The 24491-nt window shown below is 40.8% G+C and carries 24 protein-coding genes and 1 other annotated feature; of the genes, 4 read left to right on the forward strand and 20 right to left on the reverse strand.

The features are described from left to right. Positions 1–287: 287 nt before the first annotated feature. From trpB to HMPREF2805_RS03930, 5 genes are all read right to left on the reverse strand, one after another. On the reverse strand, positions 288–1466 hold the full coding sequence (trpB, locus tag HMPREF2805_RS03910; RefSeq protein WP_075231479.1) for a tryptophan synthase subunit beta: 1179 nt from the start codon (positions 1464–1466) through the stop codon (positions 288–290). A gap of 63 nt (positions 1467–1529) precedes the next feature. Next, positions 1530–1760, reverse strand: a binding site (T-box leader). 60 nt (positions 1761–1820) lie between these two features. Continuing rightward, positions 1821–3047, reverse strand: a complete 1227-nt coding sequence (locus tag HMPREF2805_RS03915) for a DegT/DnrJ/EryC1/StrS family aminotransferase (RefSeq protein ID WP_075231480.1) — start codon at positions 3045–3047, stop codon at positions 1821–1823. A 38-nt stretch (positions 3048–3085) separates the two neighbouring features. Then, positions 3086–3778 carry a sugar transferase gene (locus tag HMPREF2805_RS03920; protein ID WP_075231481.1) on the reverse strand — a complete coding sequence of 231 codons (693 nt, stop codon included), beginning with the start codon at positions 3776–3778 and terminating at the stop codon, positions 3086–3088. 105 nt (positions 3779–3883) lie between these two features. Then, the gene (locus HMPREF2805_RS03925; RefSeq protein WP_075231482.1) at positions 3884–5626 is read right to left on the reverse strand and encodes an ABC transporter ATP-binding protein; all 1743 of its coding nucleotides are present in this window, start codon (positions 5624–5626) and stop codon (positions 3884–3886) included. After that, on the reverse strand, positions 5616–7361 hold the full coding sequence (locus HMPREF2805_RS03930; protein WP_075231483.1) for an ABC transporter ATP-binding protein: 1746 nt from the start codon (positions 7359–7361) through the stop codon (positions 5616–5618). Before HMPREF2805_RS03930 ends, HMPREF2805_RS03925 begins: the two co-directional genes overlap by 11 nt. 262 nt (positions 7362–7623) lie before the next feature. Here HMPREF2805_RS03930 and HMPREF2805_RS03935 point away from each other — a divergent pair, with 262 nt between their 5' ends. Both HMPREF2805_RS03935 and HMPREF2805_RS03940 read left to right on the forward strand, forming a co-directional pair. Next, positions 7624–8451, forward strand: a complete 828-nt coding sequence (locus HMPREF2805_RS03935) for an exodeoxyribonuclease III (protein WP_075231484.1) — start codon at positions 7624–7626, stop codon at positions 8449–8451. Positions 8452–8462: 11 nt separating this feature from the next. Beyond that, entirely contained in the window at positions 8463–8849 is a 387-nt protein-coding gene (locus tag HMPREF2805_RS03940; protein ID WP_075231485.1) for a bleomycin resistance protein, read from the forward strand. A 64-nt stretch (positions 8850–8913) separates the two neighbouring features. Here HMPREF2805_RS03940 and HMPREF2805_RS03945 read toward each other — a convergent pair whose 3' ends face one another. The 3 genes from HMPREF2805_RS03945 to HMPREF2805_RS03955 form a co-directional block, all read right to left on the reverse strand. Beyond that, positions 8914–9318 (reverse strand): PaaI family thioesterase, encoded by a 405-nt coding sequence (locus tag HMPREF2805_RS03945; protein WP_045763132.1) that lies wholly within the window; start codon positions 9316–9318, stop codon positions 8914–8916. Between the two features lie 69 nt (positions 9319–9387). Then, entirely contained in the window at positions 9388–10869 is a 1482-nt protein-coding gene (locus HMPREF2805_RS03950) for a UDP-glucose--hexose-1-phosphate uridylyltransferase (RefSeq protein WP_075231486.1), read from the reverse strand. 18 nt (positions 10870–10887) lie between these two features. Continuing rightward, complete coding sequence (locus HMPREF2805_RS03955; protein ID WP_075231487.1) at positions 10888–12066, reverse strand: galactokinase; 1179 nt, start codon at positions 12064–12066, stop codon at positions 10888–10890. A 167-nt stretch (positions 12067–12233) separates the two neighbouring features. Between HMPREF2805_RS03955 and HMPREF2805_RS03960 the strand changes: the two genes are divergently transcribed. Then, positions 12234–13235 carry a LacI family DNA-binding transcriptional regulator gene (locus tag HMPREF2805_RS03960; RefSeq protein WP_075231488.1) on the forward strand — a complete coding sequence of 334 codons (1002 nt, stop codon included), beginning with the start codon at positions 12234–12236 and terminating at the stop codon, positions 13233–13235. 215 nt (positions 13236–13450) lie between these two features. On the opposite strand, the gene HMPREF2805_RS03965 is transcribed toward HMPREF2805_RS03960, so the two are convergent. Both HMPREF2805_RS03965 and HMPREF2805_RS03970 read right to left on the reverse strand, forming a co-directional pair. Continuing rightward, positions 13451–14488 (reverse strand): zinc-binding dehydrogenase, encoded by a 1038-nt coding sequence (locus HMPREF2805_RS03965; RefSeq protein ID WP_075231489.1) that lies wholly within the window; start codon positions 14486–14488, stop codon positions 13451–13453. A 79-nt stretch (positions 14489–14567) separates the two neighbouring features. Further along, positions 14568–15464, reverse strand: coding sequence for a cation diffusion facilitator family transporter (locus tag HMPREF2805_RS03970; protein WP_075231490.1), 897 nt, complete (start codon positions 15462–15464; stop codon positions 14568–14570). A gap of 133 nt (positions 15465–15597) precedes the next feature. On the opposite strand from HMPREF2805_RS03970, the gene HMPREF2805_RS03975 reads away from it, so the two are divergent. After that, positions 15598–16131 carry a TetR/AcrR family transcriptional regulator gene (locus HMPREF2805_RS03975; protein ID WP_075231491.1) on the forward strand — a complete coding sequence of 178 codons (534 nt, stop codon included), beginning with the start codon at positions 15598–15600 and terminating at the stop codon, positions 16129–16131. A 186-nt stretch (positions 16132–16317) separates the two neighbouring features. Here the strand turns inward: HMPREF2805_RS03975 and HMPREF2805_RS03980 are convergent, their stop codons facing one another. The 10 genes from HMPREF2805_RS03980 to HMPREF2805_RS04025 all read right to left on the reverse strand — a co-directional run bounded on the left by HMPREF2805_RS03980 (position 16318) and on the right by HMPREF2805_RS04025 (position 24169). Next, a complete protein-coding gene (locus tag HMPREF2805_RS03980) occupies positions 16318–16941 on the reverse strand; it encodes an endonuclease III domain-containing protein (RefSeq protein WP_075231492.1) in 624 nt (207 codons plus the stop codon). Continuing rightward, a complete protein-coding gene (locus HMPREF2805_RS03985) occupies positions 16938–18458 on the reverse strand; it encodes an ABC transporter permease/substrate-binding protein (protein ID WP_075231493.1) in 1521 nt (506 codons plus the stop codon). The genes HMPREF2805_RS03980 and HMPREF2805_RS03985 overlap by 4 nt, the downstream gene beginning before the upstream one ends. Then, the gene (locus HMPREF2805_RS03990) at positions 18451–19179 is read right to left on the reverse strand and encodes an ABC transporter ATP-binding protein (RefSeq protein WP_075231494.1); all 729 of its coding nucleotides are present in this window, start codon (positions 19177–19179) and stop codon (positions 18451–18453) included. Before HMPREF2805_RS03990 ends, HMPREF2805_RS03985 begins: the two co-directional genes overlap by 8 nt. After that, positions 19172–20026, reverse strand: a complete 855-nt coding sequence (locus HMPREF2805_RS03995; RefSeq protein WP_075231495.1) for an SDR family oxidoreductase — start codon at positions 20024–20026, stop codon at positions 19172–19174. Before HMPREF2805_RS03995 ends, HMPREF2805_RS03990 begins: the two co-directional genes overlap by 8 nt. Positions 20027–20044: 18 nt before the next feature. Further along, entirely contained in the window at positions 20045–20494 is a 450-nt protein-coding gene (locus HMPREF2805_RS04000) for a MarR family winged helix-turn-helix transcriptional regulator (protein WP_075231496.1), read from the reverse strand. A 660-nt stretch (positions 20495–21154) separates the two neighbouring features. Next, the gene (locus HMPREF2805_RS04005) at positions 21155–21667 is read right to left on the reverse strand and encodes a GNAT family N-acetyltransferase (protein WP_075231497.1); all 513 of its coding nucleotides are present in this window, start codon (positions 21665–21667) and stop codon (positions 21155–21157) included. Between the two features lie 388 nt (positions 21668–22055). Further along, positions 22056–22619, reverse strand: coding sequence for a hypothetical protein (locus HMPREF2805_RS04010; protein ID WP_075231498.1), 564 nt, complete (start codon positions 22617–22619; stop codon positions 22056–22058). Positions 22620–22683: 64 nt separating this feature from the next. Beyond that, positions 22684–23022: a hypothetical protein gene (locus tag HMPREF2805_RS04015; protein WP_075231499.1), complete on the reverse strand. Its 339-nt coding sequence runs from the start codon at positions 23020–23022 to the stop codon at positions 22684–22686. 171 nt (positions 23023–23193) lie between these two features. After that, entirely contained in the window at positions 23194–23451 is a 258-nt protein-coding gene (locus HMPREF2805_RS04020; RefSeq protein WP_261676257.1) for a hypothetical protein, read from the reverse strand. 250 nt (positions 23452–23701) lie between these two features. Beyond that, positions 23702–24169: a hypothetical protein gene (locus HMPREF2805_RS04025; RefSeq protein WP_075231500.1), complete on the reverse strand. Its 468-nt coding sequence runs from the start codon at positions 24167–24169 to the stop codon at positions 23702–23704. Between the last annotated feature and the right edge of the window lie 322 nt (positions 24170–24491).

Raw genomic sequence — 24491 nt, forward strand, 5'->3', positions numbered from 1 at the left:
TTCCCTTTCAGTTCTACTTCTAGTCCGTGGCGACTGTATGAAAAATCCCCACGCAAAATAACTTGCGTGAGGACGAAATTCGCGGTGCCACCTCAATTATAGGATTTCTCCTATCTCTCATTCCTGTCTCAGATAGCTCCTGTAACAGGCCGTGCGATAAAGGGCACTCCCTTGAGAATTATGAATTCTTCTCTCATTTGAGATGGACCCAACCTTACAGCTTTCTCTGCTTGTTTTCAGCAACCACAAGCTCTCTGAGAGAGAAACAGCTATAATTTTTCCATCTTTTATTTTTTAGCTTCAAGGTAGTCTGCAATGGCAGCTACGTCCTTGTCTCCACGACCAGAGACATTGATGATGATAATCTCATCCTTACTTAGTTTTGGTGCGCGTTTGACTGCTTCTGCGATGGCATGGGAGCTTTCAATAGCTGGGATAATTCCTTCTGTCTTGCTAAGTAAAAGTAAAGCTTGAACAGCTTCTTCATCTGTCGCAGCGACATATTCCACGCGACCAGAATCTTTAAAGAAGGCATGTTCTGGACCAACCCCTGGATAGTCCAAACCTGCTGAGATAGAGTAAACTGGCGCGAGCTCTCCATCTTCCTTAAAGACTGCATAGGTCTTCATTCCATCGACAATTCCGACACTACCCTTGGTCATAGTTGCTGCGTGTTTGTCGGTATCTAAACCGTGACCAGCAGCTTCTACCCCAACCAATTTTACTTCTTCATCAGCTACATACTGTGAAAAAGCTCCGATGGCATTAGAACCACCGCCCACACAGGCAATGACGTAGTCTGGCAGTCGTCCTTCTTTTTCCAAGATTTGACGACGTGATTCTTCACTGATTACTTTTTGGAATTCATGAACAATCGTTGGGTAAGGGTGCGGACCTACAGCCGAACCTAAAACGTAGAAAGCATCAAGGTCATTCATCCATGCTCCAAAGGCTGCATCAACCGCATCCTTCAGTGTACGAGTTCCCGTTTCAACTGAGTGAACAGTCGCTCCCATCATCTCCATACGGAAGACGTTGAGACGTTGACGTTCCACATCTTCTGCCCCCATGTAGACATCACAGGCCATACCAAATTTGGCTGCAGCTGCAGCTGTCGCAACACCGTGCTGACCAGCTCCTGTCTCTGCAATCACACGTTTTTTACCCATGCGTTTAGCAAGAAGGATTTGTCCAAGGACATTGTTAAGTTTGTGTGAACCAAGGTGGTTAAGGTCTTCACGTTTGAGATAAATCTTAGCCCCACCTAGATAATCCGTCAAACTTTCTGCAAAATAGAGCGGAGTCTCACGACCTGAATAATCTTTCAAGTAATGACGATATTCTGCCAAAAATTCTGGATCATCCTTGTATTTATCAAAAGTCACTTCCAACTCATCTAATAAAGCCTGAATTGGTTCTGGTACAAAACTACCACCAAACTGTCCAAAATAACCTTTAGTTGTCATAAATTTTTCCTCTTTTCTATTGTTCCAAAATATGAAAAAGCCCACACACGGAATCTACTTCCATGTGAGGGCGTTTGTAACGCGGTACCACCTCAATTGTAAAGAGAATATCCCCTTTACATCTCTGCCTTGTCTAACAACAAGTTGCACTGTAAGGTGTGCCTACCGAATTTTCATTGTTTCAAATTCACTTTTAAAATCAGCCCAATTTCACTAGTTCCAACCACCTGTTCACAGTAACCACAGGCTCCCTGAAGATTAAAAATAATTACTTTTCTGATTTGTTGAGTTAATTATATGTTATTGTTTTTTCTTTGTCAACCGTTTTCACTAATTTTTTACTAATTTTTTTAATTATTTTTGTGAAGCACTTAGAACTTCATCAGAAACTTTGACAAAAGTCTCAATGATATAATCTACTTCTTCATCCGTTAATTTGGTGTGAAGCGGTAGTGTAATCTCGTTTACAAAGTAGGCATAAGCTTTAGGATAGTTTGCCATGTCAAAGCCAAGATTCTTATAGGCAGTCAAAAGTGGAAGCGGTTTGTAGTGAACGTTACTTGCGATTCCTGCTTTGGCCAATTCTTGGATAATTTGATTACGTTGCTCGAGACTAGCACCTTCTACATGGGTAACGTAAAGGTGACGACAAGATTCTACAGTATCTGTCTCATGAGCCAATGGATGGATTCGAGTCCCTGCAAATCCACGGTCATAGCGATCTACGATGTCCTTACGACGTTGTAGCAAGCTAGGATAACGGTCCAACTGAACCAGACCAAGTGAAGCCATGATATCCGTCATGTTGCACTTGTAGGCAGGAGTTACGATATCGTATTCCCATGAACCTAGTTGCATCTTAGCTAGCGCATCTTTTGTTTGACCATGAAGAGATAGGATTTGGAATTCCTTGTACATTTCTTCATCATCAATAGCTGGATTAGCTTTCCAAGTAGCACTTCCTCCTTCAGCAGTTGTAAAGTTCTTGACAGCGTGGAAAGAGAATGATGTAAAGTCTGCAATGGAACCAGCTGGTTGCCCTTTGTAGGTTGAACCCAAAGCATGGGCGCTATCTGAGACAACAACGATACGGTTAAAGACTTTTTGCCACTTGCTAGTAGCTGTAAAGAGATCACGTTTTTTCTCAACAACTTGGAACAAACGGTCATAGTCACAGATAATCCCTGCAAGTTCTACTGGGATGATAACCTTAGTCTTCTCAGTAATCGCTTGCTCAAGCTTGTCATAGTCCATTTCAAAAGTATCATCTTGGATATCAACCATAACTGGTGTAGCACCTACGTGAGTGATAACGCTACATGATGCTGTATAGGTCATAGCGGGAACGATAACTTCATCGCCAGGGCCCACTTCAAGCACACGCAAGATCAATTCAAGAGCTGCTGTTGCAGAGTTGAGGCAGACTGTCTTAGGCGTTTGAGTATAGACAGACAGACGACGCTCCAATTCTTTTGTCTTTGGACCTGTTGTGATCCAACCAGAACGGAGGGTATCTGCTACTTCAGCAATTTCAGCTTCGGTAATATCGGGTGGTGAAAATGGAATATTGTAATTTGGCATTGATTTACTCCTTTTACTGTATTCACTCTTGTGATTACTTATTTTAAAACTTCAAATACAGTCTGGAACATGATCTTGATATCTCCGAAGAAATTAAAATCACGTAGGTAGGCTAGATTATAGTGCATCTTTTCTGGAAGGACTCTTTCGACATAAGCTTGGTCGACCGACATACCTTTTGCAGTCATTTGACTGATAATGGCATCCTCGTCCTTATAGTTAATGCTGGCAAGCGATGTAATCCCTGCTGGCAAGAGCAAGGTAGCCATCATTTCAGGGCTGTACTGCTCAGTATAGCGTGGTACTTCTGGACGAGTTCCCACAAAGGACATCTCTCCTTTGAGAACATTGACCAATTGTGGAAGTTCGTCCAAACGAACACGGCGAATGAAATTTCCAACCTTGGTGATGCGGCTGTCATTGGCAGAAGTTACTAGACTTCCTTTCTTATCCGCATCCGTCACCATGGTCCGGAATTTCCAAATCTTGAAATGTCGGTTGTACTGGGTTACCCGGACTTGCTTGTAAATGACTGGACCCTTGCTATCTAGCTTGATCCAAATGCTTAGAATCAGAAATACGGGTGAAGTCAAGATTAACAAGACCAAGGCTAGAAACAAGTCTAGACAACGCTTGAGAATCAGTGAACCTTTTCTTCCAGAGACGAGCTGGTAGTATGGTTTTACCTCACTTAATTGCATTTCTTGAGGTAGTTCATCCCATTTCAGCATGCACATTCTCCTCTGTTTTTTAATATGTAATCTTTAAACATTCTACATTATACCACAAAATGAAAGAGGCGGTGCAAGAAATCTGTATTTTAAAGGAATTCTTCCTTAGGACAGAGCTCCTGCCTGTAAACTATACATCTTGTGATAGGTTCCTCCTAAGGCCAAAAGTTCCTCGTGCGTGCCTCTCTCGATGATTCGTCCCTTATCTAGGACATAGATACAGTTAGCATCCTGAATGGTAGAAAGACGATGAGCGATGGCAATGGTCGTCCGGCCCTGTCTCATCTTGGCTAGGGAATTTTGGACCAAGGCTTCTGTTTCAGAGTCAATATTGGCTGTCGCTTCATCCAAAATCAGAATTTTCGGTTGACTGGCAACGGTTCTAGCAAAGGCAAGAAGCTGACGTTGACCGGTTGAAAAACTCGAACCACGCTCCGATACTGGAGCATCATAGCCTAATGGAAGATCCTGAATGAAAGAATCTGCATCCACAAACTCTGCTGCCACCTTAACCTGGTCATCGCTGATATCTTGGTACATAGCAATATTGGACTTGATGGTCCCATGATAGAGGAAAGGTTCCTGTAGGACCAGACCGATATTTTTTCTCAATTCCTCTTGGCTATACTTACGAATATCCACACCATCAAGGAGAACTCGACCTGACTGGAATTCATAAAAGCGCATGAGAACATTGATGATAGAGGATTTCCCAGAGCCAGTATGTCCGACAAAGGCGATGGTTTCACCTTTATTGACTGTAAAGGAAATATCATCGAGAATCTGGTGTTTCCCGTCATAAGAGAAGGACACATGTTCAAAACGGATATTTCCTTCTCTAATCTCGGCTTGTCCATTTTCTTGGACCGGTTCATAGTTGGTCTCATCGATAAGTGCAAAGACACGACCTGCTGACACCATGGATGTCTGAAGGGTAGAAAAGTTTTGCGTAACCTCGATGAGGGGATCAAAGAGGCGATTGATGTACTGGATAAAGGCATACATGGTTCCTGCCGTTATTCCTAGATAGAGACCACGATAGCCAAAGTAAGCCATCAAAACTGCATAGCCCAACAACTTCAACAAACTCATAGCTGGACGTAAAAAGAGGGAGTCCAAAGCTACTGAACGGTTGGCGTAGACCAGATGTTCCTGGTTTATCCCATCAAACTCTTCTTGCAGGCGCTTTTCTTGATTAAAGGCTTGAATAATGCGAATCCCTTCGATATTTTCAGCCAGCTTACTGTTAATATCTGACAAGAGACTTCTGGTTTTTTCGATGACCTTGACGGATTTTTTACGGTAGAGATTGACCAAAAGAAAAATCAAAGGTAGAAAGAGCAATACTAAAGCTGTCAGACGATAATCCAAAACGAGCATGGTATAAAGGGTTGTCACAAAGATAAAGACTGCTGAGACAAAGCTGGATAAAATTCCTGAAAACATATCACTAATAGTCTCAGTGTCATTGGTCAAACGCGAAACGATAGAACCTGCAGGTGTTTTATCAAAATAAGACATGCCTAGTTTTTCCATATTGGCAAAGGCATCCCGTCGAATATCTCTAACGATACTGTAGGACACTCGCGCAAAGAGGATGTTCCCTACATATTGGACAAGGGTTTGAAGAATGTAGAGACCATAGTAAACTAGCAGAACTGTAACAGCAAGCTGGTTGAGATTATGTAGATACTGGTCGATAAAGTGCGAAGCCACTAGGGGAATTACGCTCTTGATAACAGTCGTCGTAAGGAGAAAAGCGAGTGCTAAAAAGGTGAGGAGACCGTAAGGCTTGAGATAGGACAACAAACGCTTCAATACAGCCCATTGTTCTTGTTTATTGCGCATCTTCTTCTCCTTTCATTTCTAACTGTTGAGACTGGTAGGTTTGTGCGTACCAACCATCCAAGGCTAGTAAGTCTTCATGTGTGCCTCGTTCAATGATGCGGCCATTTTGCATGACCAAAATTAAATCTGCATGGACAACTGCACTGAGACGATGGGCTGTGATAATGGTTGTCTTGTCCTTGCGAGTTTCCTTGAGATTATCGATGATTGCGAACTCTGTCTTAGCATCCACAGCTGACAAGGAATCATCTAAAATCAAGATATCAGGATTTAAAATCATAGCCCGACTCATAGCCAGACGTTGCTTTTGTCCACCAGATAGACTGACACCTTTTTCGCCGATAACCGTATCAAATCCCTGGGGCATGGCTTGAATGTCTTGATAGACTTGAGCCAGCTTAGTTGCTTCTTCTACTTTTGAGAAAGGCAGGTCAGGATTCCCAAATCGAATATTGTCTAGGATAGAGCTGGCAAAAAGAAATTGGTCCTGTGGGACGTATCCCATCAAACTTCGTAAGTCAGCTAGTCGATAATCACGAATGTCATGACCATTTAGATAAATAGCTCCTTGGTCAACGTCATACTCACGTAGGAGCAATTTAATTATAGTAGTTTTCCCTGAACCAGTCTGTCCAACCAAGCCCAAGGTTTGCCCTTTTTCGAGACTAAAATGTATATCTCTCAGCGTCTCTTCGTCTTCAAAGGCAAAACGATCAATGGCATAGTCCAAGCGCCCATTTTCAATCCCTTCAGGTGGAGATTCTGGATCTTTGACAGGTGGCTCTTGGGACAAAAGACTCTCAATTCGTTGATAAGAAACCTTCCCTCTTTGAGTAATATTAAAGAGGAAACCAATCGCCATCAAGGGCCAGACCAACATATCCAAGTAAGAGATAAAGGTAACCAGATTACCAATGGTTACTTGTCCTGCTTGCACCATAAAGGCACCGACTAAGAGAGTTAAGGCATAGGAAGAACCAACAAAGAGTAGAACCATGGGGTCAAAGAGACTATCATATTTCATGGTTTGCAGATTCTTTTGGAAGGTCAAATCATTGACTTCCTGGAAAGAGGCTAATTCATCAGACTGATAACCGAAGGACTTGGTTACCTTGATCCCAGCTACAGATTCTTGAACCTTATTGTTGAGTTCAGAAAAGGCTGCTTGGGATTCTCCGAAAGCCTTATGGGTCTTTCTCCCCAGACGACTAGTCGCATAGGCCATAAATGGCAAGGGAATGATGGCAACCAAGGTCATTTGCCAAGAAATACTAAAGAGCATGGTCAGTAAAGTCACCAAGGCTGTGATAGAGGCATCCACTGCCATCATGACACCACCACCTGCTAAACGAGTCAGAGCATTGATATCATTGGTTGCGTGAGCCATCAAATCCCCAGTCCGATAACTCTGATAAAAAGCGGGAGACATTTTTGTAAAGTGCTCGAATAGTCTTGAACGCATGATTTGTCCAAGTCGATATGAGGTTCCTAGGATATACATGCGCCAAACATAACGCAGGTAGTACATCCCGAAAGCTGCCAGCAGGAGATAAAAGAGATGAAGCAAGAGCTCATCTTGTGTTAATCGTCCCGAAGTGATGGCATCAATCACGCGCCCCATGACCATAGGTGGGATGAGGTTTAGTACAGAAACCAAAACCAAAGCTACGATTCCAACTAGGTAACGGCGTTTTTCTAATTTAAAAAACCACCAGAGTTTTTGGATGATGGACATAAAATTCCTTTCTAATGACAAATGGAAACCTGAGGTGACTGCCTCAGGTTTTTCCTATTCATAGGTGATGACGCTTAGTTGACCCTTATCATACTCAGCGATAAAGATACTCAAAGGAGTAACATTTCATTTATTTTCAATCCTTTACATAAATCATTCTTTATTATAAAGGAATGGGCTTGATTTTTCAAACTATACGTTGGGGAATTACTTCTTTTTCTGGTATAATATTGTCTATAATCTGATTGAAAAGGTACATACTATGAAACTGATCTCATGGAATATTGATTCCCTCAATGCAGCGTTGACGAGTGACTCTGCGCGTGCGAAATTGTCTCAAGACGTTCTCCAAACTTTGGTAGCCGAAGACGCTGATATCATTGCTATCCAGGAAACCAAGCTTTCAGCTAAAGGTCCTACTAAAAAACACCTTGAGGTACTGGAAGAACTCTTCCCAGGTTACGAAAATACTTGGCGTTCCTCTCAAGAGCCTGCCCGCAAAGGCTATGCTGGAACCATGTTCCTCTATAAGAAAGAACTGACTCCAACTGTTAGCTTCCCAGAAATTGGCGCACCTTCTACTATGGACTTGGAAGGCCGCATCATTACTTTGGAATTTGATACATTTTTCGTGACTCAAGTTTACACACCAAACGCTGGTGATGGACTCAAACGCTTGGAAGAACGTCAAGTCTGGGATGTCAAATATGCAGAGTACTTGGCTCAACTAGACAAGCAAAAACCTGTCCTAGCAACCGGAGACTACAACGTTGCCCACAAGGAAATTGACCTTGCCAACCCAGCCAGCAACCGTCGTTCACCAGGTTTCACGGACGAAGAACGTGAAGGATTTACAAACCTTTTAGCCAAAGGATTTACAGATACCTTCCGCCATATCCATGGCGATGTGCCAGAACGCTATACTTGGTGGGCACAACGTAGCAAAACTTCAAAAATCAACAACACAGGCTGGAGAATCGACTACTGGCTCACAAGTAACCGTGTAGCAGACAAGGTTACCAAGTCAGACATGATTGACTCAGGCGCACGCCAAGACCATACACCGATTGTCATGGAGATTGAATTATAAGGATTTTCTTTATGGACTACAATGCAGTTATTCCCGAGTTTATGGTCTCAAATATAGAACAGTCCCGTTCCTTCTACTGTGATTTACTGGGTTTTACGATCGAATACGAGCGACCAGAAGAAAAATTTCTCTTCCTGTCTCTTGAAGATTGCCAGCTAATGCTAGAAGAGGGGACAAAGGAGGAGCTAGCTGAACTGACCTATCCCTTTGGTCGTGGAATCAACATTTCCTTTGGCATAGAGGATGTCCCTAGACTCTATCAAAAATTATTAGAATCCAACTATCCTATTCATCGTCCTTTGACTAAAAGAGAATTTCGAGTTGGTGAACAATATATCTATCCTCATGAATTTGCAGTTTTAGACCCAGATGGTTATTTTTTAAGATTTAGTGAATAGAATAATAAAGCATTAGAGTGGGAATGTAATAAAAAAAGAGGCATGAGCCTCTTTTTATTATTTCCTATATCCTCACCTGTCTATCTTCAGATCGTTGGCCTGTGACAAACATGGTGAAGGTTGCCTTGCAGACATTTCGGCCATCTTGATTAGTGATATCAACATCGACGACACAAGTGGTGCGTCCATGATGGACACATTCTCCTTTGATAGTGAGAATGTCCCCTAGATTTCCAGCTTTCAGATAGTTGATAGAAGACTGGAGCGTCACTCCATCTAAGCCAAGCGAAATCACCACAAGACCACTGATTTGGTCACAAAGGGTAAATAGATAGCCTCCATGGGCATTCCCATAATAGTTGAGTGAGGAGTCCACTACTTTTGTCGTTACCACAACGTGACCATCTCTCATTTTTTCAATTTCATAGTTTTCAAAGGCAGATATAGCGTCAAAGTGAAAATCTTTCATACGTTCCTCCTGATGTTTCAAACGACACTATGATACTACTTTTCATGACTCTGTGCAAGGGAGAAGCACTTATTCAGGTAAAATCCCAACCTGCTCCACGAAACGCATAAAGGCTGCCTGTCCTTCTTCTGTTTGCTTATAAACTCCTGCATCTTCCAATACCCGAGCGAAGATTTTACCCACAGATTCTTGGACAATTTCGAGAGCTTGGTCTTTATCAGTCAATCCAGGATGACTTTCTTTCAACTCATCTGCCCATTCTTGGTGATAATCGGCTACTAAAACATCCTCTCCGACTAGATAAGCTGCTACTTGCTCTACTTCTTCCTTCAAGCGTGGTGGCAAGATTGCTAAGCCCATAACCTCTATCAAGCCGATATTTTCCTTCTTGATATGTTGGACATCCTTGTGGGGATGATAGATGCCGTCTGGATGCTCTGGAGAGGTTTGATTGTCCCGCAAGACCAAATCCAACTCAAACTGCCCATCTCGTTTACGCGCAATCGGTGTAATGGTGTGGTGCGGAGTTCCATTGCTTTCCGCCAAAACCTGCACACTTGGATCGGAGTATTGACGCCAAGCCAGTAAGATTTTCTCAGCAAGATTGGTCAAATCGTCTTTTGAATCCGACGTCAATCGAATCACAGACATAGGCCACTGAACAATCCCTGCTTTGACAGATTCAAAACCTTCAAAGGTAAAGCTTTTCTGTAAAGGAGCCACTTCCATTGGGAAGACATGTCGCCCACCTTGGTAATGATCATGCGTCAGGATGGAGCCACCCACAATTGGTAGGTCAGCATTTGAACCTGCAAAATAACCTGGAAACTGCTCTACGATTGCTAACAAATGCTCAAAACTTTGGCGACTGATGGCCATTGGACGATGTTGGCTATCTAGGAAGATACAGTGCTCATTAAAGTACGCATAAGGCGAATACTGGAAGCCCCACTCCTGCCCAGAAATATCAAAACGTATAATCCGGTGATTGCTTCTAGCTGGATGGTTGACACGACCATGATAGCCCTCATTTTCCATACAAAGCTGACATTGAGGATAGTTGCTCGACTTGACTAACTTGGCTGCCGCGATCTCTTTTGGATCCTTTTCAGGTTTAGAGAGATTGATGGTAATCTCTAGTTCACCGTAGTCAGACGGAACACGATAAGCAATATTCTTTGCGATAGCCTTTAGTTTGATGTAGTCATTCTTCTGACTGAGTTGGTAGAAATCCGCAATTGCCTGCTCTGGTGACTGGGCATAGGTATCCCAAAAGTCACGATTAACCTGACTTGGACAAGGGGTTACCAAATCCATGAGGTCAGCACCGAGAATCTCACGCGCAGCCTGACTATCTTCAATTGTTTCCAATCGAACGGCTTCCTCGACAAGCTGATCTTTTAGTTCAATCAAATCATCCTGGTCAGTCTCAACTTCAAGAACTCCATCTCCCACCAGTGCTAAAACACGATTGGTCAGATAGATACGATCCAACTCTTCAAAGCTACTTTCTGCAATGATTTTGGTCACAAAATTTTCTACTAAGGTCACTAGAAACCCTCCTTCTGACTAATCAAGAACGCGAGTTCCACCTGCCACTTCAGCGATATAGAAACTTGGAGCGTAGCCAACTACTTCCTCGTAGTGCTTGCCTACAGCTTCCTTGAAGGCCTCAACAGCATCTTTTTGCACCAAGGCAATGGCACAGCCACCAAATCCTGCCCCTGTCATACGAGCACCAAGAACACCTTCTTGAGTCCAAGCTGTATGAACAAGGGTATCCAATTCCAAACCAGTCACTTCATAGTCATGCTCAAGTGAAACATGAGACGCATTCATCAAACGACCAAATTTTTCCAAATCTCCTGCTTGAAGAGCCGCTTGTGCCTTAAGGGTGCGTTGATTTTCAAGAACAGCATGGCGGGCACGTTTCAAACGATTTGCGTCTTTGATTAGATAGCTGTATTCATCAAAAGCCCATTCATCCAACTCACCTAAAGTCTGGATATCCAAGGCAACTTGGAGTTCTTCCACTGCTTTTTCACATTCAGCACGGCGTTCATTGTACTTAGAATCTGCTAGTTCACGACGCTTATTGGTATTCATGATAACAACGACATTGTCTTTCAAATCAAGTGGTACCAAGTCGTATTCTAGAGTGTTAGTATCCAGGTAAATAGCACGTTGGTCAGCCCCCATACCGATGGCAAACTGGTCCATGATACCAGAGTTAACACCGATAAAGTTATTTTCTGTCAATTTTCCGATTTTAACTAAGTCTAGACGGTCCAATTTTAGGTTAAAGAGGTATTCTGCCACAACACCAGTCAAAAGTTCCAAGGATGCTGAAGAAGACAAGCCTGCACCATTTGGGATATTCCCAAAAACATAAAAATCAAAACCTTTATCAATCACATGACCAGCTTCTTGCAAGAAATGAAGAACACCTTTTGGATAGTTAGTCCAGTTGTGCTCTTTCTCAAATTTGAGGTCAGCAAGAGGCACTTCGATAATGCCCTTATCCTCAAAGTTGGCTGAGTAGAAACGCAAAACTTGATCATCGCGCTTGCGAGCAGCCCCATAAGTTCCTAGTGAAATAGCTGCTGGGAAAACATGGCCACCGTTGTAGTCAGTATGCTCCCCAATCAAGTTGATACGGCCTGGTGAAAAGAAGGTTTGATCTGCTTCTTGACCAAAAACAGCAAGAAAGTCCTTGCGAAGTGCATCAGCAGTAAGATGTTGTGTCATATGAATTCTCCTTTGACAATTGTTAGGTAAAAAAACTTAACCTGTAATCGTTTTCTTCTATTGTACCCAAGGGTTTTGCTTTGGTCAACATTTTTACCTATATTTTACTAAACTATAGGTAAAAAGCAACAAAAATATGCTATAATAACCTAAAAAGGAGGGGAATTATGGCTACACTCAAAGATATCGCTCAGCTAGCCTCTGTCTCGATCGCAACTGTATCCCGCGTTCTCAATCGCGATCAGAGCCTATCTGTTACAGAAGAAACTCGACATCGTATCTTAACCGTCGCAGAAGAACTAGGGTACACAAAACATCTCAAAACAGGCGAAAGTCATAAACTCAAACAGAAAATTGCCATCATCCAGTGGGTGAGCGAACAAGGAGAATTAGAAGATCTCTACTACTACCAGATCCGTCTTGGAATTGAAAAAAGAGCTCAAGAGTTAGACTATGACATTTTGCGCTATTTTAACGACCAACCTTTCACGCTTAGTGAGGAAGTGATTGGTATCCTCTGTATTGGTAAATTTAGTCGTGCACAGATTGCTTCATTTGAAGAATATCAAAAACCTCTAGTATTTTTAGATAGTGACACTCTGGCTTTAGGTCATACTTGTGTTATCACTGATTTTTCAAATGCTGTCAAACAAGTTTTGGATTATTTTATCAATCAAGGCATGGACAGGGTTGGAATTCTGACTGGACTCGAGGTTACGACTGATCAAGAGGAACAAATCCATGATAAACGACTGGAAGCCTTTATTAGCTACACACAGGAGCAGGGAATCTATCATGAAGAACTGATTTTCCAAGGAGAGTTTTCTGCCCAATCTGGCTACGACTTAATGAAACATGCAATTCAAAACTTGGGTGAACAACTTCCATCTGCCTTTTTTGCTGCAAGCGATAGTCTGGCAATCGGTGCCCTTCGGGCACTCCAAGAAGCTAGTATCCACCTGCCAGAGCGAGTGAGTTTGATTTCCTTTAATGACACTAGCTTGACCAAACAGGTTTTCCCACCACTTTCAAGTATCACTGTTTATACAGAGGAAATGGGACGCACAGGCATGGATATCCTTAATAGAGAAGTGCTCCACGGGCGCAAAATTCCAAGCCTCACTATGTTGGGAACCAAGCTGACTCTTAGAGAAAGCACCTTGCATTAAATACAACTGTTTACAATAAAAAATCCTAATAGAGATTCTCAAATCCTATTAGGTTTTTCTTTTTATCCTCAATGAAAATCAAAGAGCAAACTAGGAAGCGAGCCGCAGGTTGCTCAAAGCACTGCTTTGGGGTTGTAGATAAGACTGACGATGTCAGTTACCTATATCTACGGTAAGGTGAAGCTGACGTGGTTTGAAGAGATTTTCGAAGAGTATTAATCCATCACAATCATAGACTTGATAGTCTTGCGCTCATCCATATCTTTATAGGCTTGGTCAATATCTTCCAGTTTATAACTTGAAGTAAAGACACGACCTGGATTGATATCACCGTCAAGGACAGCTTTGAGCAAGAATTGTTTATCGTATGTTGTCGCAGAAGCTGCTCCACCTGCAACAGAGATATTTTGCATAAAGGTTGAACCAAGTGCACGATTCTTATAATGTGGAACACCTACAAATCCCATGTGCCCTCCATTGTGAAGGACACCGAGCGCTTGCTCTACAGCAACCTCCGTACCGACGCATTCAAGAGCGGCATCTGCTCCTCCGCCGAGAATTTCTCGCACCTTGGCAATCCCTTCTTCACCACGTTCCGCTACAACTGCTGTCGCACCTGATTCTAAGGCCATCTGTTGACGGTCTTCGTGACGACTCATAAGGATAATTTGTGAAGCGCCACGCATCTTAGCTGCAATGACAGCACATTGACCAACAGCCCCATCCCCAATAACGACAACTTTGTCGCCTTTTTGCACATTAGCCACACGCGCTGCATGGTAACCGGTCGGCATGACGTCAGCAAGTGTCAAAAGTGACTTGAGCATGCCTTCGCTATAATCTGAAGGTTGACCAGGAATTTTCACAAGTGCCCAATTAGCGTAGTGGAAACGGAGATATTCAGCTTGGAAATTTCCTCCTAGATTATTTCCAATATGATTGTCACAAGAACCATCAAATCCAGCACGACAAGCGTCGCATTCCCCACATCCATGAGTAAATGGTACAATCACAAAATCACCGGGCTTGACTGTTGTAATGGCCTCTCCAGTTTCTTCAACGATTCCAATTGCTTCATGTCCACTATTTTTGTGACCCGCTTTAATATCTGGATTACGATAACTCCATAGATCTGAACCACAAACGCAAGCACGAACCACACGGATAATCACATCATCTGCTTCTTGAATGCTTGGACGTTTAACCTCTTCAATACCAACCTGACCTGCTTTTTTATAGACTGCTGATTTCATAAACATTTACCTCTCTGTATCTAACTTACTTCAAGTATACACTTTTTATGAAGCTTTCGCTCTCTTATACTACTCCTCATCAATGATGATGATCGTGATCATGGCTTTCTTCTAGCTCTGCCATATTACGCTTATGAACCTGGTGGCTTGCTAAGTCTGCATCTACCTCAATGGTAATATTTTGAAAACCACAATCTTTGAGTAGGGTTCGAATGGATTCTTTACAAACCTCCATCTGTCCGATCTCTTTTAGACAAACATGGATAATGGCATTTTTCTCCAAACCATCCATGGTCCATAGGTTAAGCTGATTGATACTAGCCACATACTCCAACCGTTCCAAATCACTCTTTACTTGCTTGATATCCACTCCTTCTGGCACGGCATCGAGGAAAATCTTGAGTGTAGACCAAAAACGTGGAATAGCCTTTAACAGAATGAAGAAGGAAATGACAAGAGATAAGAGCGGATCCAGAATATACCAGTCGGTAAATCGCAGAACAATAGCCATTAGGATAACAGCCAGCCAACCCAGAGTATCTTCCAGAAAATGCAGGCTAAGAATGGATTCGTTTTTTGTTTTTCCCTTGCGAACTACTAGACTCGCCAGCACATTAATGCTAACAGCAATGATTCCTAGCCAGAGGATACCCTCATCATTGACCGGTTGTGGATTAAAGAGTTTCGTTATATTTTCTAAAATAACGAGAACAGACCCTGTTATTAGAATCACAGCCGTTACCATGGCCCCCAAGAGGCTAAAGCGCTTATAGCCCAAGGTATAGTGGCTGTCTTCTTCACGATTAGAGACTGTTTCTAGAAAGGCTGATACCCCAATTGCGATTGCATCTCCCAAGTCATGAACGGAGTCAGCAAGCACAGCACTAGAACCAAAAATCCCTCCTGCGATAAACTCAATAATGGCATAACTCAAATTTAAGAAAAAAGCTAACCAAACAGCACCTTTCGTTGACATTTTCCCATCCTCCTTTGGTATAATTGTAGTATAATTATTTCCTTTACTAGTATTATCTCTTACTCCGAAAAGAAAGGATAGGGGCAAACTGTTTACTTTGTAAGTTAATGAACAGTTTGTTCAAAGTGTCCATATGACTGCTCAAGATCGTCGCATTACCAAGACTCGAAAAGCTATTTATACTGCTTTTTTACAATTACTAAATCAAAAAAATTTTGAATCCATCACTGTTCAGGAGATTATTGACCTAGCAGATGTCGGTCGTTCCACCTTCTACAGTCACTATGAGAGCAAGGAATTACTCCTAGACGAGCTCTGCCGTTATCTCTTTCATCATCTTTTTGAACGTGAGGAAAATATAACTACAAATGCTTACTTGACACATATCTTTTCACATTTTAAGAAAAATCAGGACCACGTCACCAGTCTTCTTTTCTCTAAAAACGACTACTTCCTCCGTCAATTGCAGAAAGAATTGGAACACCATGTTTATCCTATGGTCGCAGAGGACTTGCAAGTTTCCTATCCTAATATTCCTGCTTCTTATCTCAAACACTATGTTGTAACTAACTTTATCGAAACATTGACCTGGTGGCTGAAAAAGGGGAAATCTTACACGGAGGATCAAGTAGTGAGATTTTACTTAGACGTCATGGGGATGAAGTAGCAAACACAACTATAGATTTCATATCCACTCAAAAGAAAAATACCTGTCAACATTCTATCATTCAAATATTCCATTCACCATGAATATTTTGCCTCTACTTTCTATTTAGTAATCTGATCAAATTATGATTTTTTAAGCAAGTACATTAACTAAAAAAATTCTAAGACAAGGAGCCTTAGAATTTTTTTATCGTAACCAACTTTCGTCTAACTGGCCTTTACTTTTGCTAAAAGCTTTCCCATGTTCATCAATAACAGCATGAATCTCTTGGCATTGTTTGAGAGTGAGTCCTTCCAATACATTACAATAAACAGCATGCATTTCATTATAGGTATCAAAATTTCCAAATCCTAATCGTCGAAAAAGTCTTCTAGCATATTCGTCCGAAATAAAAACTGAACGATCAAAAAGATATAGTAAAAGTGCATCTGCAGTCTCTGGTCCAATCCCTTTTAACTCCAAAAGTTGCTTCCGTAAATCTTCTGTTCCAATCCTAGCAAGAACCTCAAAACCACCATTTTCTCTTAGCCAGATTAGAAGTCCCCTAATCGTTTGAGACTTTTGCTTAAAAAATCCAGCAGGTCGAATACGTTCCTGTAAATCTTCTAGTGATAACCCTAGGATACCCTCTACTGTCATGACATCCATAAGACCAGCTAAAGCCAACTTAGCATTTTTCTCAGATGTTCGCTGGATAAGAATAGTCGATACCAGATCTTCAAGCTTGTTATCCGATTGCCACCAATTTTGTTCTCCATAGTGCTTACAGAGTCGCAAAAGAGTCTCTTGTATTTCTTCTTGCCTCATCATTTCTTCAATAATCCCTGTTCCACCAAGAAATCATGTGCAACAGTATAAGCATCCTTACCATCAATACCAACCTGATAGTTCATCTGACTCATCTGGCTCTCGGTGATTTTACCAGCTAGTTTATTGAGGACTGCTTCCAACTCAGGATGTTTTTCGAGTAATTTAGCTTTCATCAGTGGAGCGCCTTGGTATGGAGGGAAGAGTTGTTTATCATCCTCCAAAACCACTAAATCATAACGAGCAATTTCAGCATCTGTCGAGTAAGCATCTGTAATTTGAATGTCCCCTGACTGGATGGCTTGGTAGCGAAGGGCTGGCTCCATGGTTGCCACATTGAGATTCAATCCATAAACAGACTGCAAGCCCTTGTTTCCATCCTCACGATCGTTAAACTCTAGAGTGAATCCTGCCTTGAGCTGTCCTTCCACTTTTTTCAAGTCTGAAATCGTCTTAAGTCCATATTCTTGCGCAATTTTTTTGGGAACTGCTATAGCATAAGTGTTTTGATAAGCCATGGGTTTAAGAAAGGCTAGTTGATCCTGTTTGGCAATGCCATCACGAGCCACCTCGTAAACCTTTTCTGGGTCATGCCCAATTTGTGGAGATGGTTGGAGGAGACTCTCTGTCACTGTTCCAGAAAATTCTGGATAGATATCGATATCACCCTTTTTCAGCGCTTGATAAAGGAAATCTGTCTTCCCAAAGTTAGGCTTGACCGTCACCGTCATATCCGTATTTTCCTCAATGAGAAGCTTGTACATATTCATGAGAATTTCAGGCTCAGGCCCCAATTTCCCAGCTATGACTAGATTTTCTTTTTCTGTCTGAGGAATCATGCTTGGAGCATAACTAACTCCCAAACCAAGGAGCATCACCGCAAAGGCTGCAACAATCGTACGCAACTTTGCCTTTTCCAACCATTTGAGAATGACATTGAAAAGAATGGCCAAGATAGCCGATGAAATAGCCCCGATTAAAATCAGACTAGCATTCCGACGATCAATTCCCAAAAGGATAAAGGATCCCAATCCTCCAGCTCCAACAAGAGCGGCTAAAGTCGCTGTCCCAATGATCATAACGGTTGCTGTACGAACCCCCGATACAATGACGGGCATGGCCAGTGGAATTTCAAACTTCTTAAGTCGCTCCCACTTGGTCATCCCAAAAGCAATCCCTGCCTCCTCAAGACTAGGATCAATACCATTCAGGGCTGTGATTGTATTTTCTAAAATCGGGAAAATAGCGTAAATGACAAGGGCTGTGAGAGCTGGTAAGGTTCCAATCCCCATGAAAGGAATAAAGAGCCCCAACAAGGCCATTGAAGGAATGGTCTGAAAAATACCCGCAACTTGCAGCACCCAGGTCGCTGCTTTTTTATGACCATTTAGATAAACCGCAAGTGGGATGGTCAGAAAAATAGCAACCAATAAGGTCAAAAGCGATAATTGTAAGTGTTGACCCAGAGCTGTTACCCATTCACTAAATCGCTCCTGAAAGGTTGAAATGAAATTAGACATGAAGGCTACCTCCAAACAAGTTCGCTACAAAGTCTGTCGCAGGCGCTTGTAAAATTGTTTCAGGTTCTGCGACCTGGCGAATTTCTCCATCTTGTAAAACTGCAATTCGATCCCCTAATTTTAAAGCCTCATCCGTATCATGAGTAACGAAGATGGTAGTCATGCCGAATTCTTTGTGCAAATCTTTGGTAAGAGCCTGCAACTGCTTGCGAGAAATGGCATCGAGAGCAGAGAAAGGCTCATCCATCAGCAAGATTTTTGGTTCCCCAATGATAGCCCGCACAATCCCAATCCGCTGTTGCTCCCCACCAGATAACTCACTAGGTATGCGCTTTGCATACTCTGCAGCAGGCAGACCCACCTTGTCCAAGAGTTCTTCTGTTTTAGAGGAGATTTGTTCCTTGCTCCAACCCTTCATCTCAGGAATCAATGCTATATTTTCAGCAACTGTTAAATTTGGAAATAGGGCAATAGCTTGAAGGACATAGCCGGTACTGAGACGCAACTCCCGTTCGTCATAGTCTTTGATGCGTTTCCCATCCATATAGATATTACCATCCGTTGGCTCCAAGAGACGGTTAATCATCTTGATCATGGTGGTCTTACCAGATCCTGAAGGACCCACTAGCACCATGAATTCTCCATTTTCAATGCGGAGATTGACATCTTTTAAAATGTTTTTATCCGTGTAGCGCAAGGCTACATGTTTGTATTCAATCATGTTCTTCCTCAATAAGTTTTCTGTCTCTAATAATATCCAATAGGCTGCTTGCTGGATGCCCTAAGACTTTTTCGATATCTGTTGAAACCCCAGCCTGTTCGCCAGCTTTAATCGCTGTATAGGTGCTGACCCAGGCATCGTACTCCCAAGTTTGTGCTGGCCATTTTTCCCGTGACTCATAGGCTTCTTCTACTGATTCATCTACATACATGATGGCCTTACCGGTCTCCTTTGAGAGAAGCGCTACGATTTTTTTCATAGAAAGATTCTCAGGCCCTGTCAGATTCAAGCTTTGATTTTCCCACTCCTTAGGATTTAAAAGAATCTTTGCTGCAACCCTAGATGTATCCTTACGGGCAACAGCTGACACAAGGCCACTGCTAGCCGGACCACGAATCTCTCCATTTTCAAGCGCCATATCAATCAGGAAGTCCAAGTAAAAATTATCTCTCAAAAAAGTGTAGGTGAACCCTAACTCCTTGATATAGGCTTCCGTCTGGGCATGATCTCGAGACAAAGTGAAAGTTGCCTTCTCATCTGCCCCATAAAAGGAGGTATAGACGATATGCTCTACTCCTGCTAGCTTTGCAGCATCTAAAAAGTCCTTGTGTTCCTTGACACGCTCTGGATTCTCCCGAGCAGAAACCATCAACAAGATATCGATCCCCTTTAAGGCCTCAACCACCTCTGAAGTATTGGCATACACTATTTTACGAATTTCCGCTGACGCATAGATCTTTGCACGCTCTGGGCTTCGTGCTAGATGGACTGAAGCGATTTCTTTTTTATCGACAAGATCAGCCACATAGGAACCTAATTTCCCTGTTACCCCTGTAATACCAATCATAACTGTTACTTCCTTTCCTTAGATGTCATTTTCTTTAGCCTTTAGATTTGAGATAATTCTCTCTTGATAGGTTTCAAATTCTCGGATTTCATGATCCGAAAATCCTTGATAAAAAATCTCTCCCAGTTCTTTGCTGACACGATCTCCAATTTCTTTTTGCGCCCAACCGAGGTCTGTCAAAGAGATATATTTTTTCCTTTTATCTTGTGTGCAAGGTTGAATCGTGACCAAGCCTTGTTCTTCCAATTTCTTAACCATACTGGTCAATGTATTATTGGCTAGACCCGTCGCAAGAGCGATATCGGTCGCTGTAGCGCACCCCAACTCTTGCTTCCACAAAATCGTTAAAATTTTTCCCTGTTCACTTCTGTATTGAGCATCTGGTTCATTGCTCAATAGTTTTTGAAAGATACGCCCGTTTAACAATCGAATCTGTAGAGCTTGGTAGCCTCCTAACATTTTGTGCATTTTGTCTCCTTTTTTGTTCTATATCGAACCTTTTAATTATTGTAACACTCTGAATTACATCTGTCAACTATTTCGATATGGAAATAATAAAAAACTTCCTACCAAAAAGTAGAAAGTCATCATTTTTATAAAATTAAACATGAATTACATCTGAAGCATTCCCCTTAAAGAAACTACTATGGACTAGATAAGGACCATACTTAGAATTTTGACTAGAAACCAAACATAAAGGAATGATAAAAATTTTTATAAAATATAGTAAACAAAAGAATAAGAAAAGACTAAAACTAAGATTCCTTAATTCAAAAAAATAAAGATAAAAGAAAATTAAAGAATTTAATAGAATATTAAATCCCCTAGCAAAACTAGCTGATAAGATATTCGTCTTGATCTGAGGATTAAAAAGTTTGACAAGAAACAAGGCTAATAAAGAAGTATTATAGATACAAATTGGCTTGTAATCATGACGATAGAGAACTAAAAACAAGAACAAAGAATGCTATAGCGGATTGAACTTAGAGTAATACAATATAGATTCTAAAACATTTTTAGCAGCCTTGGTGTACTGTTCTAGATTCATTCTACTATATTTTCCGTATAAAAGCAGACGAATGTCTACTAGAAATGTTGAGTTTTGGCAAACGACTGGGAATGATGATGCTATAGATTCCTTATCTCAAATACTGCCGTATGAATCCACTCGTTATGCATTTGAAAGTCATTCTCTATGATTTTACTAAAGGTGAAACCGTTTTTTAAAAGCACTCTCTGAGAAGCCAGATTGTCCGTTGCCGTCCCTGCGATAATCTTATGTAAACCATAAGTAGTAAAGGCCTTTTCTAAAACGAGTTTAACTGCTTCACTTGCATAACCTAAATTAGTAACATTTTCTCCAATCCTATATCCAAGTTCTGCTGTTTTCCTATCCTTCCCTAAAACACTTAAATTGATTCTTCCGACCATAGCGCCTTGTGCATCTCTAATAAGATGCATGTAGACATCATGATTCTCTTGTTCCCTTAACAATTCCCTTGTAAGTTCTTTAAAACCTTCTGAGTCAAAATAGTGGGCTGGTCTAGGAGGTAAACTTCGCTCAAAATACTCCCGATTTTCTTTTTCAAAAGAATAAACATCTATGCTATTTTCTTCAGACATCAACTCTAAACTTATCATTCTAAACCATCTCCTATCATTCTCTAAACTCAAATTTACTCATGTTCACACAAAGTGACATTTACAGAATTTACAGAGCTATCTTAATTTTTCATATCGTATCTACATGATAACACCACATACCATGAAGAAAAATAATATCCATCAAGGTCCTCATAAATTCCAACATCTTGCTAAACAGGCTGGAACGCCTATAGAAGCTATTTTAAAAGCACTAACGCGCAGCCGATACAGACTTTCCTATCAGAACAAATACGACGCTTATCCTGGCATTTAGTTACAGATCAAACTCTAACTTGACATCTAGAAATTCCAATCGCGGGATTAGTACATTTGCAAAGTAAGATGAAGTTTTCAAGGGTGCGACCAGTTATCTTTGTAAAACCATTTAATAAAAGTCACTCGTCCAGAAGGGCACTGGCTTATAGTCTTTTAAAGACTGAGAAAGTTCTCTATTCCCAAATTCAATCTCAAAATAATCGTATAAGTCTTTGCCATAATAAATAATATCTAAATCCACTACTGATAAAATCGGCATCTCCTGATTCTCATAACTAGGGAGAAAACGATGCCCATATAAGGGGATTAGTCGAGGTGCTGCTTCTAACATTTTCCTGATTTGAATATTTCTGTCCAAGAGTGTAGTTGGCTCGCTCCCCCAAGAGGCATCCCACACCAGTTCATCCAAACTTTCCAAAATTCCATCATAGGGAGCAACTAGGCTCCGTTTTATATGTTCTATATTTTCAGCTGAGAAATTTCTCCAGTTATAAAAACCTTCTGAAATAGGCAACAATTGTTGATAAACTGCCAGCCACTGCTCAGGAAATTCAATTCCATAGATTGTCTCGACTTTTTGTATTTCTTCATCACTTAGACCTGGTTCCAAAGAAATGCCATTCTCGAGCAATAGCGTCTTAATCCTATCGATTTTCAAAAGATCTCCAACCATTTCCTCTCCTCCTATTCACTCCCTATTTTATGGAGATTAGAGCACATGTCACTTCTTAGCTAAACTAAAATGACTTCAAAAAATCAACCAACCCATCATGTAATTGTATATTCTCATTTAAAACTTCCTTGCTCTCTTTATCAGATAGCTCCAAGTTCATATTACGATAGCCATCCAACAATTGTATATTCTTATTTAAAACTTCCTTACTCTCTTTATCAGATAACTCTAAATTCATATTACGATAGCCATCCAATAATTCCATCATCAAAACCAAAGTATCATAACTAACATTAAAAAGCAGTTCTTCTTTAGTTAAATCACTTTGATGGAGATTCATATTTACAGCTTGTTTCTGGATGATTTTTAGTTCTTGGAAAAATAGTGCTTGCTGATCTGTCATGCTTTATCTAGTCTTTCTACTTTTATTATGGGTATGTTGAACTTCCTTATCGCATAGGCCTGGAGATTCAAGTTACCAAAATTCTCTCTTTGACAAATGAAGATTGTTCCTGTCATAAGATAAATTTCTTAAATAATTCTGGAATTCCACCTTCCTGTGTAAATAAAGCCTTTACAGCAAAATCATTATCGCAAAAACGATTTCTTGGAAGTCATTATCAATTCTCCACTCGATATCTGTATAGAGAATATCATTATTTTCGACATTAACTATTTCAAACCAACCTATTGTCACTCCATAAAAAATAATCTCTTCCAATATCTGAGTTGAATATCCTTTATTTTTAATAAAAAACGAAAATAAAGTCGAAATAATAGCGTCTTCTTCAACTATCGAGAGTAAGAGTTCTCTTAAATCCTCAAAAGTCATTTTATTTACCTCCAGTCAAAGGAATTCTGCCTTCACTTGCAGATAATCTTGTTTTAAATAAACTCAACTACAAGGTTCATCCTAGCACCAAGTCACTATCGCGCAACTACTAACAATCTCCTTTGAGGATTCAAACAAGGTATTGATTTCAAAACTGAGTCCCTATCTAATCAGATATACTTACTGGATAAATGAAATGAGGTACGAATTGCTATCGTTTATCATTAGATATTCTAAAATAGTCATTATACTACTCTTCAAAATTCACCTTTAGCCAAAAAGCTTCTATATCACCCTTCTCATTTAACGCTGCAATGCAATCTGGATAAAACTCAACATACTCTACTGAATCTGATAATTTTTCCTTACCAAAATAAGTATATCCTTTGATTGGTGAATAATAACTTACCCAACTATCTGATTGTACGAATCGAATACTATCCCCTAAATCTAACTGGCATTCATCCAATAATAGAATAATACTCCCTTTATTCGAGTTAGGAACGAGAACATCTCTTTCTTCTGCTTTTAATGCCTGAGGAAAAAATCCAAAAATTTGTACGCACGCATTGTTTTCTGAATCAAAGCCAAGTTGGAGTGTGTCAAATAATATGTAGTAATCAGAATTTTTTAGAGGTATGGAATCAAAACTATATTCTTCTGGTCTATAAACTAATCGTCTATCGTTCATATCGTATTCTTTTGTAATTTTAAACATATATAATCGCCTTCTAAAGTTAAAATGGACAATAGGTTTTGTAGCCATATCAACCACTAACTTAAAATTTCTAGCACTTCATCCAGTATGAGCATCTGAAGTAGCCAGCGATCATCCCTTGACCAAGTATTATCTTTTGAATCATCACCAGCGCTCGTAGGTTTAGTTCCCCTAGATTACTATCCTTGATTTCAAATCCTAAAATCCCACACCGCCTGTAATCTGGGTAATGAGGTCTAAATGTTCTTTGACGGTAACTTATTGCAGAATTTCAGTAATAGTGACTTCTATTTCTGACTTTAAATCATAAAATCCTATATGT

The organism is Streptococcus sp. HMSC034E03, assembly GCF_001811505.1.
In the GTDB taxonomy this organism is placed as follows: domain Bacteria; phylum Bacillota; class Bacilli; order Lactobacillales; family Streptococcaceae; genus Streptococcus.

What these genes read in the sequence shown, in the direction of transcription:
- HMPREF2805_RS04000 (WP_075231496.1), bottom strand. Translation starts at nt 20,494, where the DNA reads ATGCACAAAATGTTAGGAGGCTACCAAGCTCTACAGATTCGATTGTTA.
- HMPREF2805_RS03970 (WP_075231490.1), bottom strand. Translation starts at nt 15,464, where the DNA reads ATGTCAACGAAAGGTGCTGTTTGGTTAGCTTTTTTCTTAAATTTGAGT.
- HMPREF2805_RS03945 (WP_045763132.1), bottom strand. Translation starts at nt 9,318, where the DNA reads ATGAAAGATTTTCACTTTGACGCTATATCTGCCTTTGAAAACTATGAA.
- HMPREF2805_RS03920 (WP_075231481.1), bottom strand. Translation starts at nt 3,778, where the DNA reads ATGCTGAAATGGGATGAACTACCTCAAGAAATGCAATTAAGTGAGGTA.
- HMPREF2805_RS03940 (WP_075231485.1), top strand. Translation starts at nt 8,463, where the DNA reads ATGGACTACAATGCAGTTATTCCCGAGTTTATGGTCTCAAATATAGAA.
- HMPREF2805_RS03930 (WP_075231483.1), bottom strand. Translation starts at nt 7,361, where the DNA reads ATGTCCATCATCCAAAAACTCTGGTGGTTTTTTAAATTAGAAAAACGC.
- HMPREF2805_RS03965 (WP_075231489.1), bottom strand. Translation starts at nt 14,488, where the DNA reads ATGAAATCAGCAGTCTATAAAAAAGCAGGTCAGGTTGGTATTGAAGAG.
- HMPREF2805_RS03960 (WP_075231488.1), top strand. Translation starts at nt 12,234, where the DNA reads ATGGCTACACTCAAAGATATCGCTCAGCTAGCCTCTGTCTCGATCGCA.
- HMPREF2805_RS03955 (WP_075231487.1), bottom strand. Translation starts at nt 12,066, where the DNA reads ATGACACAACATCTTACTGCTGATGCACTTCGCAAGGACTTTCTTGCT.
- HMPREF2805_RS03925 (WP_075231482.1), bottom strand. Translation starts at nt 5,626, where the DNA reads ATGCGCAATAAACAAGAACAATGGGCTGTATTGAAGCGTTTGTTGTCC.
- HMPREF2805_RS04020 (WP_261676257.1), bottom strand. Translation starts at nt 23,451, where the DNA reads ATGACTTTTGAGGATTTAAGAGAACTCTTACTCTCGATAGTTGAAGAA.
- HMPREF2805_RS03990 (WP_075231494.1), bottom strand. Translation starts at nt 19,179, where the DNA reads ATGATTGAATACAAACATGTAGCCTTGCGCTACACGGATAAAAACATT.
- HMPREF2805_RS03995 (WP_075231495.1), bottom strand. Translation starts at nt 20,026, where the DNA reads ATGATTGGTATTACAGGGGTAACAGGGAAATTAGGTTCCTATGTGGCT.
- HMPREF2805_RS04025 (WP_075231500.1), bottom strand. Translation starts at nt 24,169, where the DNA reads ATGTTTAAAATTACAAAAGAATACGATATGAACGATAGACGATTAGTT.
- trpB (WP_075231479.1), bottom strand. Translation starts at nt 1,466, where the DNA reads ATGACAACTAAAGGTTATTTTGGACAGTTTGGTGGTAGTTTTGTACCA.
- HMPREF2805_RS03935 (WP_075231484.1), top strand. Translation starts at nt 7,624, where the DNA reads ATGAAACTGATCTCATGGAATATTGATTCCCTCAATGCAGCGTTGACG.
- HMPREF2805_RS04015 (WP_075231499.1), bottom strand. Translation starts at nt 23,022, where the DNA reads ATGACAGATCAGCAAGCACTATTTTTCCAAGAACTAAAAATCATCCAG.
- HMPREF2805_RS03985 (WP_075231493.1), bottom strand. Translation starts at nt 18,458, where the DNA reads ATGTCTAATTTCATTTCAACCTTTCAGGAGCGATTTAGTGAATGGGTA.
- HMPREF2805_RS03915 (WP_075231480.1), bottom strand. Translation starts at nt 3,047, where the DNA reads ATGCCAAATTACAATATTCCATTTTCACCACCCGATATTACCGAAGCT.
- HMPREF2805_RS04005 (WP_075231497.1), bottom strand. Translation starts at nt 21,667, where the DNA reads ATGATAAGTTTAGAGTTGATGTCTGAAGAAAATAGCATAGATGTTTAT.
- HMPREF2805_RS03975 (WP_075231491.1), top strand. Translation starts at nt 15,598, where the DNA reads ATGACTGCTCAAGATCGTCGCATTACCAAGACTCGAAAAGCTATTTAT.
- HMPREF2805_RS03980 (WP_075231492.1), bottom strand. Translation starts at nt 16,941, where the DNA reads ATGATGAGGCAAGAAGAAATACAAGAGACTCTTTTGCGACTCTGTAAG.
- HMPREF2805_RS04010 (WP_075231498.1), bottom strand. Translation starts at nt 22,619, where the DNA reads ATGGTTGGAGATCTTTTGAAAATCGATAGGATTAAGACGCTATTGCTC.